16 protein-coding genes are annotated in these 18,158 nt (G+C 36.7%); 4 read left to right on the top strand and 12 right to left on the bottom strand.

Going from position 1 to position 18,158, the window contains the following annotated elements; all coding sequences use genetic code 11:
* Positions 1–232 precede the first annotated feature (232 nt).
* Positions 233–793 (top strand): hypothetical protein, encoded by a 561-nt coding sequence (locus tag Q0093_RS10670; RefSeq protein WP_294177661.1) that lies wholly within the window; start codon positions 233–235, stop codon positions 791–793.
* 325 nt (positions 794–1,118) lie between these two features.
* Here the strand turns inward: Q0093_RS10670 and Q0093_RS10665 are convergent, their stop codons facing one another.
* From Q0093_RS10665 to bcp, 3 genes are all read right to left on the bottom strand, one after another.
* Positions 1,119–2,261, bottom strand: a complete 1,143-nt coding sequence (locus Q0093_RS10665) for a DUF4595 domain-containing protein (protein ID WP_294177662.1) — start codon at positions 2,259–2,261, stop codon at positions 1,119–1,121.
* Between the two features lie 354 nt (positions 2,262–2,615).
* Positions 2,616–3,656, bottom strand: a complete 1,041-nt coding sequence (gene recA, locus Q0093_RS10660) for a recombinase RecA (RefSeq protein WP_294177663.1) — start codon at positions 3,654–3,656, stop codon at positions 2,616–2,618.
* A 12-nt stretch (positions 3,657–3,668) separates the two neighbouring features.
* The gene (gene bcp / locus Q0093_RS10655) at positions 3,669–4,124 is read right to left on the bottom strand and encodes a thioredoxin-dependent thiol peroxidase (RefSeq protein ID WP_297303175.1); all 456 of its coding nucleotides are present in this window, start codon (positions 4,122–4,124) and stop codon (positions 3,669–3,671) included.
* Positions 4,125–4,411: 287 nt separating this feature from the next.
* On the opposite strand from bcp, the gene Q0093_RS10650 reads away from it, so the two are divergent.
* A complete protein-coding gene (locus Q0093_RS10650; RefSeq protein WP_297930225.1) occupies positions 4,412–5,311 on the top strand; it encodes a glycerophosphodiester phosphodiesterase family protein in 900 nt (299 codons plus the stop codon).
* Positions 5,312–5,473: 162 nt separating this feature from the next.
* Here Q0093_RS10650 and Q0093_RS10645 read toward each other — a convergent pair whose 3' ends face one another.
* The 9 genes from Q0093_RS10645 to Q0093_RS10605 form a co-directional block, all read right to left on the bottom strand.
* Positions 5,474–6,670: a saccharopine dehydrogenase family protein gene (locus Q0093_RS10645; RefSeq protein WP_297930222.1), complete on the bottom strand. Its 1,197-nt coding sequence runs from the start codon at positions 6,668–6,670 to the stop codon at positions 5,474–5,476.
* A gap of 167 nt (positions 6,671–6,837) precedes the next feature.
* Positions 6,838–7,758, bottom strand: a complete 921-nt coding sequence (locus tag Q0093_RS10640; RefSeq protein ID WP_297930220.1) for a CDP-alcohol phosphatidyltransferase family protein — start codon at positions 7,756–7,758, stop codon at positions 6,838–6,840.
* A gap of 649 nt (positions 7,759–8,407) precedes the next feature.
* On the bottom strand, positions 8,408–9,508 hold the full coding sequence (pdxA, locus tag Q0093_RS10635; RefSeq protein WP_294177668.1) for a 4-hydroxythreonine-4-phosphate dehydrogenase PdxA: 1,101 nt from the start codon (positions 9,506–9,508) through the stop codon (positions 8,408–8,410).
* 126 nt (positions 9,509–9,634) lie between these two features.
* A complete protein-coding gene (gene rlmN / locus Q0093_RS10630; protein ID WP_297930218.1) occupies positions 9,635–10,672 on the bottom strand; it encodes a 23S rRNA (adenine(2503)-C(2))-methyltransferase RlmN in 1,038 nt (345 codons plus the stop codon).
* A 313-nt stretch (positions 10,673–10,985) separates the two neighbouring features.
* Complete coding sequence (locus Q0093_RS10625; protein ID WP_297930215.1) at positions 10,986–13,118, bottom strand: SurA N-terminal domain-containing protein; 2,133 nt, start codon at positions 13,116–13,118, stop codon at positions 10,986–10,988.
* Between the two features lie 110 nt (positions 13,119–13,228).
* The gene (locus Q0093_RS10620) at positions 13,229–14,488 is read right to left on the bottom strand and encodes a hemolysin family protein (RefSeq protein WP_297930212.1); all 1,260 of its coding nucleotides are present in this window, start codon (positions 14,486–14,488) and stop codon (positions 13,229–13,231) included.
* Positions 14,485–15,168, bottom strand: coding sequence for an LPS export ABC transporter periplasmic protein LptC (lptC, locus tag Q0093_RS10615; RefSeq protein WP_294177672.1), 684 nt, complete (start codon positions 15,166–15,168; stop codon positions 14,485–14,487). Before lptC ends, Q0093_RS10620 begins: the two co-directional genes overlap by 4 nt.
* 153 nt (positions 15,169–15,321) lie before the next feature.
* Positions 15,322–16,569 (bottom strand): hypothetical protein, encoded by a 1,248-nt coding sequence (locus Q0093_RS10610; protein WP_297930208.1) that lies wholly within the window; start codon positions 16,567–16,569, stop codon positions 15,322–15,324.
* Complete coding sequence (locus tag Q0093_RS10605) at positions 16,556–17,284, bottom strand: type III pantothenate kinase (protein ID WP_294177674.1); 729 nt, start codon at positions 17,282–17,284, stop codon at positions 16,556–16,558. Before Q0093_RS10605 ends, Q0093_RS10610 begins: the two co-directional genes overlap by 14 nt.
* A gap of 194 nt (positions 17,285–17,478) precedes the next feature.
* Here Q0093_RS10605 and Q0093_RS10600 point away from each other — a divergent pair, with 194 nt between their 5' ends.
* Together Q0093_RS10600 and Q0093_RS10595 are read left to right on the top strand one after the other, a co-directional pair.
* Positions 17,479–17,796 carry a septum formation initiator family protein gene (locus Q0093_RS10600; RefSeq protein ID WP_294177675.1) on the top strand — a complete coding sequence of 106 codons (318 nt, stop codon included), beginning with the start codon at positions 17,479–17,481 and terminating at the stop codon, positions 17,794–17,796.
* A complete protein-coding gene (locus Q0093_RS10595; protein WP_297303186.1) occupies positions 17,793–18,131 on the top strand; it encodes a hypothetical protein in 339 nt (112 codons plus the stop codon). Before Q0093_RS10600 ends, Q0093_RS10595 begins: the two co-directional genes overlap by 4 nt.
* Positions 18,132–18,158: the final 27 nt, after the last annotated feature.

The raw sequence follows: 18,158 nt of genomic DNA, 5'->3' as shown, positions 1-18,158 counted from the left end.
ATAATAAAAGGGCGGCTTAACAAAAAAAGAAGGTATCCTTTTCAGACACCTTCTTGTATAAGGTAACTTAATAAAGTATTAGTAAAGAATATAATGAAAATAATCAGAATAAAAAAATCGGATAAGGGTTATACTATACAAGATATTTTTATTATTTTTACCCAATAAACAAAGGGGTTCTTTTTAAACGAAACCTAAAAAAACGATTTAAATAAACTAATTGTATCTGATTATGATATTCAAATTCTTAATCCTATCTGATGAGGTTGATGACTTTGCAAGAGAAATCAGTATCGACTCTGAGGCTACTTTTTTGGAGCTGAATGATGCGATTTTGGAATCGGTTAACTATACTAAGGATCAAATGACTTCCTTTTTCATTTGTGAAGATGACTGGGAAAAGAAAACGGAAATCACTTTAATGGAGATGGATACCAACTTCGAAGACGACTCTTGGGTAATGGCAGAAACCCGACTCAGCGAATTATTGGAAGACGAAAAACAACGGCTGATCTTCGTTTTCGATAATATGACCGAACGATCTTTCTTTATGGAATTACGAGAAATCATTCCGGGTAAAAATTTAGAAAAAGCTATCTGCTCCAAATCTAAAGGTAACCCTCCTGCTCAATTAATGGATTTTGACGAACTGGATAAAGTCTCAAATAACACCGATACCGGACTCGGAGAGAATTTCTATGGTGATGAATCTTTCGACCCGTCAGAACTGGATGAGGAAGGCTACAACGATTTGGATATGACTGAAGGAAACAATTCTTTCAATGATTATTAATTTCCCTATCGCAATATAAGACAATGGCACTAAATTTTTAAATAACCGTTGTAGTTATCACATATTTATTTAGTTTACCTCAACAAAGCAGGTCTTGTTGAGGTATTTTTTTATAATTTCCAATCTTATAGTGATGACAAGGCACTTCACACCCATGTGAGTAATAAAATCTAAAAGCCTGTTTAAATTTTGCATGCACTCTTTCAAGAGCTATTTCCAAGATCCAGATGCAATAAAAAATAAAAGAGTTATCTGTCAAATACCAGATAACTCCTTTTATTAGACCATCTTTCAATTATAGAATTTGAAAAAATGGCTCAAAAAACTATTTAGAATGTTTAATCTCCAGTGTTCGAGGATTATTGTCTACTGCGGTTTCCCCAAGTCGGGAAAAACTGGCTTTCGTAACATAACCATCAGCATCGGTCTCATATTTCCAGCTTCCATTATCTTTCCAAGCCGACTCGGAATTACCAATTTCCGTATGTACAAGATTTCGACTTTGCACACCTGTCAGTCCTGCATATACCAATTCCTCAAGCCATGAAGTCCGTTCAGAAAAATCAAAATTTTCTTTATTTACTAAATTATCATAATAAGTATATACAGCTATATCAGACTCACCTTGGCTATTACCGTAACGAATTTCCACTAAATTACCATCAGTCCAAATATATTCTTCCCATTCATACTTTTGTTCAGTACGAATCAAATGGTTTTCCGAGTCATAAGCATACGTAGTAACCTCCTGTATATTACCTGGACGTCCTTCTTCGGCACGAACAACATAACCGACATCATTCAAATAAGCGGTTATAAAATAATCTTCATCTCGATCGGAAGAAATATAAACAACGTTGTCCCCATATTCATAAGTAAGCGTTTCAATATAAACACTCCCGTCATAATCAGTATTCTTTTCCTTCCATGTTTTCAATCGTCCCTGTTTATCATAAGTCAACTCTATTCGCTGATTCTCCACATCTACATTTTGAGGGAAATAATAAAACATTTCTGAAATCAATCCAGCAACAGAAGTTTCCCCTTCCTCTGGGATCTCTCCACTTTCGGTCAAAGCTTTTTGTTCCACTGTAATCAATATTTTCGTTTCTCCACACTCTACAGTTACAACAGCTTTTCTGTCTTTCCCCGTCAAATTCTTATCCAAAAAAATCCGGATCACATAATCACCTGCAACATCACCATGATCGGGAGAAACTGTCACCCATTCTCCTGCACGCATTACAGAAGAAACCTGCAATTCATCGGACTGCAACTCCGAAACTGTCGCCCTCCAAGGACCTACCGTAGTAAAAGAAATTCCACTTGCCGGTGTTCCTGAAGTTTCATCAGCATAAGCTGTATAACTCAAAGAAGTTCCTGGTGCTAATTCTAAATCTTGCTTATCATCGTTTGAACAAGCAACAAAAAGCACAGCTACCAATAATACAAAAAAGGATTTTTTCATAAGTAAACCTAAAATAACAAATGCGCCCGTGCCTCAGCAATAATTCTCCAACATAAAAAATGCAGCACCGAAAGTTTCCCTAACAAAAGCCTGAAATAACTCGCACTTTTCAATATCTATCCATAATTATTACAAAAATAAATAACATATTGAAATAAACAATCCACACCTTATATTGAAAATACTAAAAATAGCAAAAGATCATAAATCAAGAAAAAATACTCTCAAAAAAAACTCTCAAACCTGACCGAAACAAAATTTAGACTATTCCTAAATTTTAACATTCTCTTAAAATATAAAATAGCAGAACCTTTTAAATTCCGCTATTTCATATTTAAGCTCCCTAATCGAAAGCTACTTGACTGCAGGCCGTAAAGCTTCCATGATCTTAGCTTCCAATTCTTCCGCCAACTCCGGATTATCCTGAATGCACTTCTTCGCAGCATCTCTACCCTGTCCGAGTTTTGTATCATCATAGCTAAACCAAGAGCCGCTTTTTTTGATTATGCCTTTTTCCACTCCCAAATCAATAATCTCTCCTGCACGAGAAATACCTTCTCCGAACATAATATCGAACTCGGCTTTACGGAAAGGAGGAGCAACTTTATTTTTCACGACTTTTACTCTCGTCTGATTACCGATCACCTCATCCCCATCTTTAATTTGACTGATCCGGCGTATATCCAACCGAACAGAAGCATAAAACTTTAAGGCATTTCCTCCTGTCGTTGTTTCCGGATTACCGAACATTACACCTAATTTATCACGCAACTGATTGATAAATATACAAGTAGTATTCGTCTTGCTTATCGTAGCCGTCAATTTACGCAAAGCCTGAGACATAAGACGCGCTTGTAATCCCATCTTAGATTCTCCCATATCTCCTTCTAACTCGGCCTTAGGAGTCAACGCCGCAACCGAATCAATAACAACAATATCTACGGCAGAAGAGCGTATCAGTTGCTCTGCGATCTCCAATGCCTGTTCTCCGCTATCCGGTTGAGATATCCATAAATTCTCTACATCGACCCCTAACTTTTCTGCATAAAAACGGTCAAAAGCATGTTCTGCATCTATAATTGCCGCAATACCGCCAGCTTTCTGAGCTTCGGCAATAGCATGGATCGCCAATGTCGTTTTACCGGAAGATTCCGGACCATAAATCTCGATCACACGACCTCGAGGAAAACCTCCGACACCCAGAGCAGCATTCAGACCAATAGAACCCGTAGGAATTACTGCAATCTCATCGATATGGTCATCTCCCATCTTCATAATTGCACCCTTACCATAATTCTTTTCTATTTTGTCCATAGCGGCCTGCAAAGCTTTTAACTTTTCGCTCGGAACAGGAATTTTACCCATCGGAACTTTTTTTTCTTCTGTATTCTCCATATTTATCCTATTTTACTTTTTATTCAAAATTTGACCAGCATGTTCTTTCGTATTTACTTTTTCTATCACACGCTCTATCACTCCATTCTCATCGATCAGAAATGTTGTCCTTAAAGTTCCCATATACGATCTACCGGCCATCTTCTTCTCCGCCCATACACCAAATTCCTGATTCAGGCGGGTATCGGTATCGGCTATCAAAGAGAACGGCAACGATTGTTTTTCTATAAATTTTTGATGAGACTTTTCACTATCTTTACTTACCCCGATTATTTCATACCCTGCTTTCTGCAACTCAGAATATGCATCCCGCAAGCTACAAGCTTCTGCCGTACATCCGGGAGTATTATCCTTAGGATAAAAATAAAGTACCAATTTTTTACCTTTAAAATCTTCCCTTTTCAACTCTTTTCCTGTCTGGTCATACCCCAGAATTTCAGGTATTTTATCTCCGACTTTTAATGCCATAATTAAATATTTTATTTCTCAAAGATAAGAATTTATATAAAAATATCAAGGTTTTCCAGCCCGTTTATAACATTCATTCCTGTACCATTGACAATGCAAATTAAACAAACATATATGCCAAATAACAGCATATATAATAATTTCTTTATAAAATCTTTCCGGATAATATAGATATTGACCGTAAATTATTATTTTTTGATTTGTTATTTATTGTACTCTCTTTCGGATTTTCGCTATTTTGCACTGTATAAAAAACAATTTAATCGCTAAATTCATATTTTCAATCGATGAAAAAATATTACTTATTATTTTATCTCATACTCTTAAATTTTACCGTTACGGCCAATAATCGGATAGAAACCCTTCTGTCTATTCTAAAAAGTAATGAACCCGATTATATTTTCGTTGTTGCTCATCGAGGGTATTGGCGACATGCCCCTGAAAATTCTATTGCGGCAATAAAAAGCGCCATATCGATAGGAGCGGATATGGTCGAAATTGATATACAAAAGACCAAAGACGGAGATTTCGTCTTAATGCATGATAATAATATAGATCGCACGACAAACGGGAAAGGGTATATAAGTAACTATACGGTAAAGGAACTCAAAAACTTCAGGTTGCGTCACAACGACGGAAAACTCTCTAATGAGACCATCCCGACTTTAAAAGAGGCATTATCGGCTTGTAAAGGCAAAATTCTTGTCAATATCGATAAAGGAGAAAATTATTTATCAGATATTGAACCCATTATCAAAGAAACCGAAATGGAAAACCATATAGTTTTAAAAGGTCGCAGTTCTGTAAATGATACAAAAGAGAAATTATCACGGTACAAGAATATCATATATATGCCTATTGTCGATTTAGATACATCCGGAGCTATTCCATATATCGATTCTTTTTTAAAAGATTTTCAACCGATAGCAATGGAAATAAGTTTTAAAACCGATGATTTCGAGCAATTATCTTATATCGATAAGATAGCCGAATCGAATTGTCGGATATGGATCAATACCCTATGGGAAAGTCTATGCGGAGGACATGACGATGAAAAAGCGATCAATGATCCAGATAATAATTGGGGATGGGTTCTGAAAAATGGAGCAACGATAATTCAAACAGATCGTCCTAAAGAACTAATAACCTATTTAGAACGAAAAGGGTTACGAAAAAAACATCGGTAACTGTTTCTTATCAAAACCTCGAAAACAGTAAAAAAGGTTTATACAAAAATTAATTAGGTTCTAAAAATAATATTGTCATTCCGGATTTTACGATCTACCGAAATTCAGCTCTTTTCCAGAATGACAATAATTCATATATAATCGTTCAAAAACGAATGTCGATCAGACTTCCAAGTCTTCATTAAATATTTCATGCCAAGGTAATCCTTGCTTATTCAGCTGTTCCATAAACGGATCAGGATCGAATTCCTCGACATTATAGACTCCGGGCTTTTTCCACAGACCTTTTAAGAACATCATAGCACCTATCATAGCCGGTACTCCGGTAGTATAGCTGACCCCTTGTGCTCCTGTTTCGAGATAAGCGGCATGATGGCTGCAATTATTATATACATAATAGGTCATCTCCTTACCGTCCTTATCAATACCCTTAATACGACAACCGATAGACGTTTCACCTATATAATTTTCACCGAGCTCTCCGGGATTAGGAAGCACTGCTTTCAAAAATTGTATCGGAACAATTTCTACACCATTATACATAATAGGATCAATACGTGCCATTCCTATATTCTGAATTACTCTCAAATGAGTCAAATATTCCTGTCCGAAAGTCATCCAGAAACGCGCACGTTTCAATGTAGGATAATTTTTTACCAACGACTCCAATTCTTCATGGTAAATCACATATGATTCTTTCGGACCTATATTGGGATAATTCAAGGGCTTATGAATTTCATGAGGCTCGGTATAAATCCATTTGCCGTTTTCATAATACTTCCCCTTTTGCGTAACCTCCCGAATATTAATTTCCGGATTAAAGTTTGTCGCAAAAGCTTTACCATGATCTCCGGCATTGCAATCGACAATATCCAAATAATGCATTTCTTTAAAATAATGCTTTGCGGCATAAGCAGTATATACACCCGATACACCCGGATCAAAGCCGCATCCCAAAATAGCCGTCAATCCCGCTTCTTTAAAACGTTCCTGATATGCCCACTGCCACTTATACTCAAATTTAGCTTCATCAAGCGGTTCATAATTTGCCGTATCCAAATAATTTACACCGCAAGCTAAACAAGCATCCATAATCGTCAAATCCTGATAAGGAAGTGCAACATTAATTACAATATCCGGCTTATGCGTATTGAACAACTTTATCAATTCGTTTACATTATCGGCATCCACCTGATCTGTGGTTATTCGGTCGCTACCGATTGCCTTTGCAATAGCATCGCATTTCGATTTTGTCCGGCTTGCCAACACAATTTCTGTAAAAACATCCGGATTTTGCGCTACTTTATGAGCGACTACCGTACCTACACCGCCAGCTCCTATAATTAAAACTTTTCCCATCCTTAATACTTTACTTTATTTCGGTTAAATATTTGTCGGATACTCAATTTATTCCGATCCATAAACTTCCCACAAAGATACGACTTTTTAAAAAGATACAAAGCTACGTCTATTAAGATTCTTAAAAGCAATTTTTTTAAACCTCAATTGTGTGTAGAATCTGAGAACTATGTCTGGTTCAACTTTTCTATAAAATAACGGCATACTTTCTCATACCTATATATCAGATAGAACAATATCATATTCAATATCGTAAGCTCGAATAGAAAATAAAGCCACAGAATATTAAGTAAAACAGCTATAAATAACGTAATAATCCGGATATTAAAAGATAGCATATTGCCATACATCATCAACGGAATACTTTTTTCCTTAAACTGCTCTCTCAGCCAATCCGGAATATTGTTGCCAAACCGTTTTTTTAATAACCGGCGCAATTCCTGCATATCGGGAGTAAATCTTTCTTGAGAAACCGTATATTGGAGATAGAAAAATAAAAGAAATTTCCTGAAAAAATCGGTTTTCCAACTCAACCTTTTATACTTTAAATGTAATCGTGTCTTATACTCAAGCTCACAGACTGATCTTTTCCATGAAAAAAGAAAATAAAAATTACGGTAATAATCAATAGCCGAAGCCTGCCTGAGATGAAAATATCCGGTAATCAAAGCTAAAAAAAAGACAGAAAAATCCCAACCGGAATTCATCAGACGCAAACATAACGCGACATAAACGGAAATAGACCACACACAGCCGCTTAAACGATCTAAAATCCGTCCCGACCGAGAAAAACGTCCGATCATTCGGGCTAACTGTCCATCGGTACAGTCCAAAAGGTGTGTACAAAGTAATAGTGATACCCCAATTATATTATACCATATATCTTCAAAATATAAAAAAAATCCGGAAGATATTCCCAATAATATAGAGATAACAGTAATAGTATTAGGTAACAAACCTAACTTATGAAAAAATAAAGCACAACGATATCCGATCGGGCGAAAAAACAGTAAATCTACAGGATCTTCAGTATCGATCGATTTCAATGCACCTTCAAACATAATGTTTTGATGCCTGTTTTGTTTCATATATCCTCCCCTTCTAAACGCAACTATATGCGTTTCACATCCCAATCAACAATAACCCTATTTAAACGTAAGTGATAAGAGTGCTCAACTTAAACATAATATAATAGACATTTAAAAATTCAAGTATTCTTCAATATTCATATCTATAATAAATGCCATCTTTTATCCTTTCCAAAAACCCTTTTCATTTATCTATTACTAACCGTTTAATTCCATTTTTGTTTTGAAAAAGACTCTTTTCAATCAAGATAAAATCAAAATAACACCTAAAAGCCTATCTAAATTTTCCAATAAAGGAACTTTCAAAACTGATCCGAGCAGGATTTAAACAGGCTTTAAATCTCACGTATTCATCAATTCCCTATTAACGAAAGCATTGTCAACAACAGATTTTCTTCCCCGTAAGAATACTCATTAGACACACTTTTCCCTCTCAATTTCATTACCCGCAAAATACATTGCTTTTCTTACAATGAAACTAAGAACCTGTCTATAACATATCAAACCTTTTGAGTCTTTTTTTGCTCTGCTTTTCGATTCTGATAAAGAACACGACAAGTTATGTAATGTATAAAGAACGAAAGAAAATTCAAAAAAAGACCGACACTTCAATTATTTTATCAGAAAATTTAAACGAATTTCAGAAAACTTATTCTTTTTCTGGAGTATTAAGGTCAAGAACTTCATTATCTCCACTTTTATCAAAATATTGACGACGAAGAGGATTAGCTCTCATTTGACGATAGTTATTACGGCAAGCAAAAACATCCAATGCTAAATAAAGTGCATGACGGAACGACTCTTCCGAAGCTTTATTTTCTCCTGCAATATCGTATGCCGTACCATGAGCCGGCGAAGTGCGAACAAAGGGAAGCCCGGCAGTATAATTCACTCCATCTTCCATCGCTAAAGTCTTAAATGGGGCAAGTCCTTGATCGTGATACATAGCCAAAACACCATCGAACTTAGAAAAATGGCCTGAACCAAAAAATCCGTCAGCCGCATAAGGTCCGAAACAGAGAATATCCATTTCTTCAGCCTCTTTCAATGCCGGAATAATAATCTCTTTTTCTTCATTTCCAAGAAGTCCGTCTTCTCCGGCATGCGGATTCAATGACAAAACCGCAATACGAGGCTTTACAATACCGAAATCTTGTTTCAAACAGTGATTGAAAATACGCAATTTCTGTACAATATCCGATTTGGTAATTCGAGAAGGAACTTCAGATAAAGGAATGTGTCCTGTTACTAAAGCTACACGCAAAATGTCATTCAATAATATCATTAAAGATTTTTTACCCTTCCCTAATTTTTTCTCCAAATACTCGGTATGTCCGGGAAACTCAAATTTATCGGACTGAATCGTATGCTTGTTAATAGGTGCTGTCACCAACACATCGATCAACCCGTTTTCCAAGTCACTCGTCGCACTCTCTAATGCCCGGTAAGCAGCCTCACCCGCCTGAGCAGTAGGTCTCGACAACTCGACTTTTACCTCTTCATCGATACAGTTGATCATATTCAACTTCATATCCGAAATTTGCTCGGCACTGGTAATAATGTTAAAATTAATAGCCGGTAAATCCAATGCCTTGCGATGATATGCCGCTACCTTAGAAGAACCGTACACCACAGGGGTACACATCTCCGTTATACGAGGATCGGACAATGTCTTCAAAATAACTTCATATCCGACGCCATTAATATCACCTTGAGTAATTCCTACTTTAATCTTATAATCTTGTTCCATGAGTTTTTATTCTTTATATAAGACAGACAAATACTATTTTAGTATTATACTTGCCTAATTTAATGCTCTAAGATAAGCAATTATTTTAACATAATATCTCTATACGGTCATAATATATAAGCTCATTCAGCATTTATTGTCGATCTCGCCTTTTTTTGCAGTAGATAACATTCCGCATGCAGCGAATATATCTTCACCTCGCGATGTGCGTATCGTACAAGTAAATCCCTTACGATTCAAATAATCCCTGAAAATAACCATATCCGATTCTATTGACGTTTTAAGGTTTACTCCCGGAATTGCATGAAAACGAATCAAATTTATCCGACAATCCAATCCTTTTAACAACCTTGCCAGTGCCTCTGCATGTCTAAGAGAATCATTAAAACCACTGAACATGATATATTCGAATGATAGCCTGCGCTGATGACTGAAATCATAATTCCGGAGCAGTGATATTATATCTGCAATAGGATATGCTTTCTGTACAGGCATAATAGACAAGCGTTCCTCCGGAAAAGGATTATGCAAACTTACAGCCAAATGGCAATCCGTTTCATCTAAAAAACGGGCTAAATTTCGTTTTACTCCAATCGTAGAGACGGTTATTCTTTTCGGACTCCATGCAAATCCCCACTTTGCAGTCAAAATGGTCAAAGCTTTCATTACTTCATCCAAATTGTCCAACGGTTCGCCCATTCCCATGAATACCAAATTTGTCAATGTGGCGGTTTCCGGTATGGAAATAATCTGATTCATAATTTCCCGAGCTGTAAGCTGAGAGTTAAACCCCTGCTTACCGGTCATACAGAAATAGCAATTCATCTTACACCCTACCTGAGATGAGACACATAGGGTTGCCCTCTCCCGATCGGGAATATACACAGATTCGACAAAGTTTCCGGAAGCTGTTTTAAAGAGGTATTTGACTGTCCCGTCCACCGAACGCATCTCCTCCACTGGAGCAGAATATCCTATCTCATACTCAGCTGTAAGACGCTCACGATTCAGTTTAGACAAGTTCGTCATTTCATCAATACTCCGAACCTGTTTTTCATACAGCCATGCAGCCATCTGTCCAGCCGTAAAACGAGGCATTCCCATACGGGTAACAATCCCGATGAGCTCATCTAATGTTTTCCCTGCCAAATATTCCTTTTCCACTCGCTTTGCTATTTAATACAAAAATAAACAAAGAGTATAAAGAACACAACGGAATATCTAAAAATCTTTATTCCCGGCCAAAAGAATAAGCGACTGTTTAAATTTACATGAGTCTCAGGTTGAAAGTTTCTTTTAAGAATGTTTTTCTTTTTACGAGGACGATTAACGAATTATCTGACGGGTAAAAAAACTAAAACAGACCGGAAGAAAACGCAAAGATGATCTAATACTATTTTCTTTATTGAAAAATTTGAACTGGTTCTAAAATAAAAAAGGAGGATTTATCATCCTCCCCTTTTTTATCATTATCGATTTAGAAAAACTTTACACGATTATTTTCTATATCAGCTTTATCTTTCATAACTTCCATAACCTGGCTGGAAAGAATCGAATACATCATCTGTTCATATTTCTGTTTTTCCATTTCGGCATTCATAGGAACTGAACTTTCGTCTTTCTTAGTCACAGCCAACACATACACACCATTATTACCCTTGACCGGACCTTGCAACTGCCCTACCGAAGCATAAGGAGCAACACCGCACAATGCCGGCTCACGACCGATACCCGTAATTACAGAAGTATTGAATGTTACAAACTTAGCAGTATCAATCTTAGAGCTCATAGCTGAAGCATAAGCATCAAGAGTTTTCGGTGATTTCTCTGACAATGACTTCATAATCATATCTGCCTTTTTATCAGCTAACAACTGCATTTTAAGATAGCTTTCGATATTTTTTAACGGAGCATAACCTGCAGGAGTTACATTTGTAAGAGCTGCTACTAAAAATTTATTTTCTATGTTGAAAATTTCAGAGATGTCACCTTTATCCGATTTATAAGCCCATTTCACGATTTCACGTCCGTCATTCAACATACCTACGCTAATATCTTCAGGAGTCAGTTCAACCGTATTCAAGGAGAATCCTTTATCCTTTGCATTTTTTTCGAATGACTCCAACTTACCGTTTTCAGCGATATAAGAGCTTACCTTGTTATATAATGTACTATAAGTCTCTGAACTCGGACGTACTTTTAGAACCAATTGTGCCACCTTAGCTTTAGGTACAGAAGCCGTACGCTCTGTTACCTGTATAATATGTTGACCATAAGGAGTTTCTACTGTAAGATATCCTGATCCTCCATTAAAAGTGGAAGAAACGAACTTTTGTCCGAATTGTACAGCAGAAGTTTCTGTCAACCAACCGAGATCACCGCCATTTGCAGCCGAATTTTGATCTACCGAAAACTGTTTTGCCAAGGCTGTAAAATCACCACCGTTTTTCAAAACATTCAAAACACTGTCCATTTGGGCCTTCACCTTTGCATCTGCCTGAAGAGGGAACATAATATGACGTACTTTGACAGAATCGGGAGCTACGCTCTTACCCATCAAACGGTACATTTTATATGACTCATCTTCAAAAACAGGACCATAAACTTCATTTATTTGAGCAGTTTCTACAAATCTTTTCATTTCCGGATCCATGTCTCTTTGAGCAACGTATGCATCTACATAAGGAACATCCGTATTAAAGCTCAACATTCCGGCAATATCGTCCGTCGTAGAAAAATTCGCTTTGAGATTATTAATCTTCTCTTCGGTCGTCTTATAATCTCCTTCACTCGGAACTATATCTACCGCAAAGAACTTTACCTCTCGTTTTTCATCCTGCTTAAAGTTTTCTTTCTGTTTATTGTATAGATCCTTCAATTCAGATTCACTGATAACTACCGTAGAATCGGGTATAGAAGCATAAGATTGTTCTGCATACGCAAAATCTACACTATTTTTAGCACCGTTATAAGCAGCTTCCAAATCGAGTTTATTCGGAGCCATAGATTTAGACAATAAAGTGAAATATTTTCCGATCAACTGTTGTTGTTTCACAGTCTTTTCAATATTTAACCAAGCCTCACGTCGAGCTCTGAGCTGTTGCGCCATTTCTCCATCAAGATTCGACTCATCTTCATTAAGGACCACTTGCAAGAAATTCAATAACAAATCTTTATTAAATACTCCGGTTTGAGGATCGGTAAATTGTTGTCTTACCATAGGTACGATATTATCCCCCTGCAACAAATCTGCCAACTCTTCTTTAGATACCGTAAGACCCAATTCGGCAGTAGCATCCGTCAACAAAATATCCTGCACCATCTGATCATATACTTCCTTGTTTATACGAGAAGCTGCACCTTCGGGAAGAGACATGCCATATTGTCTTCTATACATATTCTGCATCTCTTCGGTACGAGTCTGAACTTGTGCCTGAAATTCTTCCGGAGTAATTTTTTTACCGTTAACCACCGCTATTTTATTGCGGTTCATGTTAAAGAAAGTATGACCTGAATTTAAAAGGTCTCCCACGATAAAAGCCAGTAAAGCCACCCCGATCACTCCGACAAGAAGGCCGGCTTTACCTCTGATTTTTTGTAACGTAGCCATTTATTAGATTGTGTTTTTAGTTTTATATTTTTTTAAATTATTTTCCAAGTAAGTGCACGAAGATACGAAAAAAAGCATTTATAAACATATCGTAAAGTCAAAAATTTCCTTTAGTTCTCAATTTTCATTTTCACCAATTCTATTTTGGTTCTGTTTCCTTTTAATATTTCAAATTTATAATTCTCTATTTCAATCATTTCTCCGGGCTTAGGTATCGTTTTGTAATGATAAAGGATATATCCGGCAATCGTCATATACTCATCAGACTCGGGTAATCCTATATCAAAAAGCTCATTGATCTTTTCTATTTCAACACGTCCTGAAAACTCATAACAGTTTTCTCCGGTTCTCCGTGCAATATAATTCAACGTATCGTGCTCGTCTTCAATATCTCCAAATATTTCCTCGACCAAATCTTCAAGCGTCACGACACCGGCAGTTCCACCGAACTCATCCACAACAACAGCAATACTTTTTTTCTGTTGCATCAAATTTTTCATTAATTTCTGAGCGGTCATCGTCTCCGGAACTAACAATATCGGCTTAATATAAGATTTCCAATCTGCCGCCTGTTTAAACATTTCGGAAGAATGCATATAACCTAATACATTATCGATATTACCCCTAAAAACCAATATTTTAGAAAGTCCGGTTTCAATAAACAGAGAAATCAAATCTCTCTCCGACGACATATCAATATCGACCGCTACGATTTCCGTACGGGGGATCATACATTCACGGATGCGTAAATTAGAAAAATCCAAAGCATTCTGGAAAATTTTAACTTCCGTATCAACTTCTGCTTCTCCCTGCGACTTATCTATGCTTTGCTGAATAAAAAAATCGAGATCGACCTTACTCATAGCCCCATCATCCCCAGCCCGATCAATGCGAACCCCGCCTATTCTTAAAATTCCGGATGAAAGCAAAGATGTAAATTTTGCAATCGGATATAATAATAAATAAAATATATAAAGCGGTATGGCAAAAACTTTCAATGATAAATTGGGATTAATTCGAAAAATGGTTTTAGGTAAAAATTCCGCTGTTAAAAGAATTATCAAAGTCGATACGACAGTCTGTCCCAATATAACAAACACTTCCTGATTCCAAATTAATGAAAATACCGGAGAGAGCAAATCGGCCATACCTATACCATAAACGACCAATGCAATATTATTGCCGACAAGCATTGTAGAAATAAACTCTTCCTGATGATGATAAAACAAATTCAGAATACGCCCAAGAAGCGTCTTCTTCTTCATATCCAATTCAAAACGGACCTTATTTGAAGATACAAACGCAATTTCTATGCCCGAAAAAAATGCAGACATCAGCAACGGAATAATTATCATAAAGACCGTAGTCATGATTGTCCTCCTTTCTTTTGCGGTGCATAACGACGAGCATTCGTATTTCTCACATTCTTTAAACTGTCCGATTCTCCCCGCTGCTCTTCGGCAGGTGATTTCATCGGGAAAATTCCAGTCGTCCGACGTATCGTGTACTGAGTCATAGGTTCATTAGAGACAAAACCAATCCCTTCAATTATACGATCCACTTTTTCAATATGGATAGCGCTATCTGAATATATCTCCCGTTTTTTTTGATCCCAGAAAAGCAACTCGGTAAAGAACCTCTCATCTTGTAAATTAGCCATTTTTACATTCCCCCTGAGTTCCCAAAGCTGCTTATATTTGTAAAAAATAGCAGAATCTCCCATAATAAAAGCATCTACATGAAAATTCTCGTCGAACTTTTCCACATAAATTCCTTGTGGGAATAGCCAATACGGTTCTTTTGCATTTTCAAACATCAACCATTCTTTAGCCTTGATACGATAACGAGTAACACCCGAATCCGAAATCAATGTCGTCACATCGAAACTACTTAACGAGGGAACTTTATGCGGGTCTGAAAAAGCTTTAACCACTTCATTTTTTACTTTTTTCTCACAAGAACTAAAAAAAACGGACATTAAAATAAATGCTACTGCAAACGCAATACCGGTAAGCGGAAATCCAAATAAAGTTCTGCGAATCGTATTCATTCTGTCTTTCGGTTCTTTATATTAAAGGCAAAATTAAATATTTAGTTACAGAGCCGCAATTAATATCTCTCTTTTTATTGATTTTATAAAAAACAGAAAGAGATGTTATTTCCTTTTATCGAACAACATCTCTTTATATTTTGTAAAAAACGGTTATTCAAATTTTCGTTTAAAGAACCAAAGTTCATTAAAGGTAAGACTCAATGAAACTCTTAAAAAGTTTTCACGAATAAACGATGTCGGAGTAGATTGCCTGTTTAAATATTCCAAAGAAAGGTTCAATACAGATTTATCTCGTTTTACCGGAAATCCGAAACCGCAAGTAATCCCGTATTCATCTATATCACATCCCTTTACTTTCAAATAAGAATGATTATAAAATGCCCCTAACCGATAACGCATACGCTTCATATAATTCCCAGACATCGGATTTGGCAAAAACTCCGCACCGACAGCCACTTTTAAACGATTGTTCAAACTATCTTTCACTCCGTCATATCTCACACTGCTCCAATCCTGAAAAGTAACATCAGCTCCTACTGTCAATCGTTCATCCCATACATAGGTAAAACCAGCACCTATAGAGGTAGGAAGAGAATATTTCGATTTTATACTCGATGAATCCGATCTCGATATAGAAGTCGACCCGGAAGTCGTAGAATAAACTTCCTCATAAGTATAAGTGCGACCGAGCAATTTCTTCTCAGGAGTATAAACTGCCCCTACGGTAATCCGATTTTTCTTATTTATATTGTGCGTATATTGCAACCCGAACTCAACTCGAAAATCCGAAACATGCAACTTTTTCAAGAAAATACTTCCGATCGTATTATCCGTAGGCAACAATGTCGTCGTATGCTCTATATTTCCAAAAAGATACGACATATTAGCCCCAAGATAAAGGCCTTTATAGATATGTCCGCTCAACCCGATAAAAGCCTGACTGATACCTCCCTCCCCGACTTGTGTATAAGAACCGTTCGGTATCGAACCGCCAAAACTGTATCCTACTGAAGAAAACGGAGTCAATCCGGCACTTCCCGCCATATGACGTCCCAACGGGAACTGCAAAGCGACATAATCTAAGTTACCGTTTATTTCAGATTCTTTCAAAGAATTTTCTTTCATCCATGTATTTTGCAAACTGACTCCTATATCGAAAAGAAATGTCAAAGAATCCATTGCCGCATACGAAGCCGGGTTCTTTATATTAATCTGGCGTCCGCTTTGAAATCCATATCCGACTCCACCCATTCCTCGATTCGCACCGACCGCATTATCTTCCAGAATACCATACCCGTAACGTGAATACGGAGAATTCGTGTTATTCTGCGCCAAACTACTCATTCCCCCTAACAAGGACAACGCTATTAAGACAATAGATATTTTATTTTTCAGCATTATAATAAAGTATTCTGTTTAATCCTTTTAATACAATATTTTTATCCACAAATATGGGAGTTTTTAATTTTTCAGCCAATAAAAAAGCATCTCCACCCGTTAAAAAAACCAAAAGATCCGGATATATAGCTTTCAATTCCCGAATATAACCGTCCATCTCAAATAAAACCCCCTGTATCACTCCAGCACGTATCGCAGTTTCCGTATCTGTACCCATAAGCGGAAAATCTCCGATTTTTTCGACCAAAGGCAATTTCCCGGTAAAATGATTCAATGCTTTCAACCGCATCCTGATACCCGGAGCGATATTTCCTCCGGTAAACACTCCTTGTTTCAGCAACAAATCATACGTAATTGCCGTACCGGCATCGATTATCAATATATTACAATCCGGTTTTTCATAAAAAGCGCCTACCACTCCCGCAATCCTGTCTCGTCCCAATGTCTCAGGTGTTCCGTACTCTATTTTTACGGGCAGCGGAGTATCGGCATCCAAAAAACAAAACCGGGATATTCTTTCCTGCAGATAGTCCAGAAAACAAAAAGGGACATCAACCACTGAAGAATAAATACACGACATAACCTGATATTTATCAAGCAAAGTATCAATAAGCAGCTTATCCGGTTTTGCAACAGTCATTACATATTCTAACTTATCTTGACAGAATAAAGCAACTTTTGTCGTCGTATTTCCCTGATCTATGATTAGATTCACATTTGCAAATTTTGGACAAAGGTATAAAAATAGCTCAATCGCTTTTGAGGAATGGCTAATAATTTCCTTTTTTTTCACGCTTTTTAAAAATGCACGCTCTCGACCCGACAAATTCATAAAAAAAGGTTGTATCGGACGACAAAACTTTTAGAAACAAAAAAGATTATGTACGTTTGCGAAAAATAAAATTTAAAATGAAGAATATTTTTTCAGCTTCATGGCGTTTCATAAAAAAACACGTTACCTTAATGCGAATTTTGGTAGTATCATTTCTGTTTATTATGATTTTCGTAGATGAAAATAGTTTTATTCAAAGTTTTCTTTATGAACAACAGATTCATGGACTAAAAAAAGAAATACAACACTACCAAGGTGTTATTGAAGAAAGCAAGACCAAATTGAATGAACTGCAATCGAACGAAAAAAACCTTGAAAAATTCGCTCGGGAACAATATTTAATGAAGAAAGATAATGAGGATATTTACATAATAACAGACGAAGAACAAAAATGAACAACAAAATACGCAATATGATTTTAGTCGTTTCGGCCCTGTTTATTCTGGCAGGAACAGCATTATATTTATTCCGGTTACCATTCACCGTTTATATATTCGCTGCAGGAGCTGTAGGAATGACTATTGCCCGTGCGGCAAATCTTTATAAAGGCTCGAATTTCAGACTCAAACGCTTATATCGCATAGAATTGATTGCAGCTCTAATCACCATCGGGTCTGCTTGGTTTATGTTTAAACAACAAAACGAATGGATTCTGTTACTGCTCGTTGCAGCATTCTTGCAACTATACACCTCTTTTATGATTCCAAGAGTAGAGAAAAACGGGAAATGACCTTCAAATAAAAAAGAAAGGTGAAGT

Source organism: uncultured Coprobacter sp., from assembly GCF_947855755.1.
Lineage (GTDB): Bacteria > Bacteroidota > Bacteroidia > Bacteroidales > Coprobacteraceae > Coprobacter.
Note: the sequence above shows the minus strand (reverse complement) of the source record. Positions and strands in the feature narration are given on the sequence as shown.

Bases quoted from the DNA above. Each gene is read 5' to 3' on its own strand.
- Q0093_RS10620 (WP_297930212.1), bottom strand. From the start codon at position 14,488: ATGACTACGGTCTTTATGATAATTATTCCGTTGCTGATGTCTGCATTT.
- Q0093_RS10670 (WP_294177661.1), top strand. From the start codon at position 233: ATGATATTCAAATTCTTAATCCTATCTGATGAGGTTGATGACTTTGCA.
- Q0093_RS10610 (WP_297930208.1), bottom strand. From the start codon at position 16,569: ATGCTGAAAAATAAAATATCTATTGTCTTAATAGCGTTGTCCTTGTTA.
- Q0093_RS10645 (WP_297930222.1), bottom strand. From the start codon at position 6,670: ATGGGAAAAGTTTTAATTATAGGAGCTGGCGGTGTAGGTACGGTAGTC.
- Q0093_RS10625 (WP_297930215.1), bottom strand. From the start codon at position 13,118: ATGGCTACGTTACAAAAAATCAGAGGTAAAGCCGGCCTTCTTGTCGGA.
- recA (WP_294177663.1), bottom strand. From the start codon at position 3,656: ATGGAGAATACAGAAGAAAAAAAAGTTCCGATGGGTAAAATTCCTGTT.
- pdxA (WP_294177668.1), bottom strand. From the start codon at position 9,508: ATGGAACAAGATTATAAGATTAAAGTAGGAATTACTCAAGGTGATATT.
- Q0093_RS10595 (WP_297303186.1), top strand. From the start codon at position 17,793: ATGAACAACAAAATACGCAATATGATTTTAGTCGTTTCGGCCCTGTTT.
- bcp (WP_297303175.1), bottom strand. From the start codon at position 4,124: ATGGCATTAAAAGTCGGAGATAAAATACCTGAAATTCTGGGGTATGAC.
- Q0093_RS10650 (WP_297930225.1), top strand. From the start codon at position 4,412: ATGAAAAAATATTACTTATTATTTTATCTCATACTCTTAAATTTTACC.
- Q0093_RS10665 (WP_294177662.1), bottom strand. From the start codon at position 2,261: ATGAAAAAATCCTTTTTTGTATTATTGGTAGCTGTGCTTTTTGTTGCT.
- lptC (WP_294177672.1), bottom strand. From the start codon at position 15,168: ATGAATACGATTCGCAGAACTTTATTTGGATTTCCGCTTACCGGTATT.
- Q0093_RS10600 (WP_294177675.1), top strand. From the start codon at position 17,479: ATGAAGAATATTTTTTCAGCTTCATGGCGTTTCATAAAAAAACACGTT.
- Q0093_RS10640 (WP_297930220.1), bottom strand. From the start codon at position 7,758: ATGAAACAAAACAGGCATCAAAACATTATGTTTGAAGGTGCATTGAAA.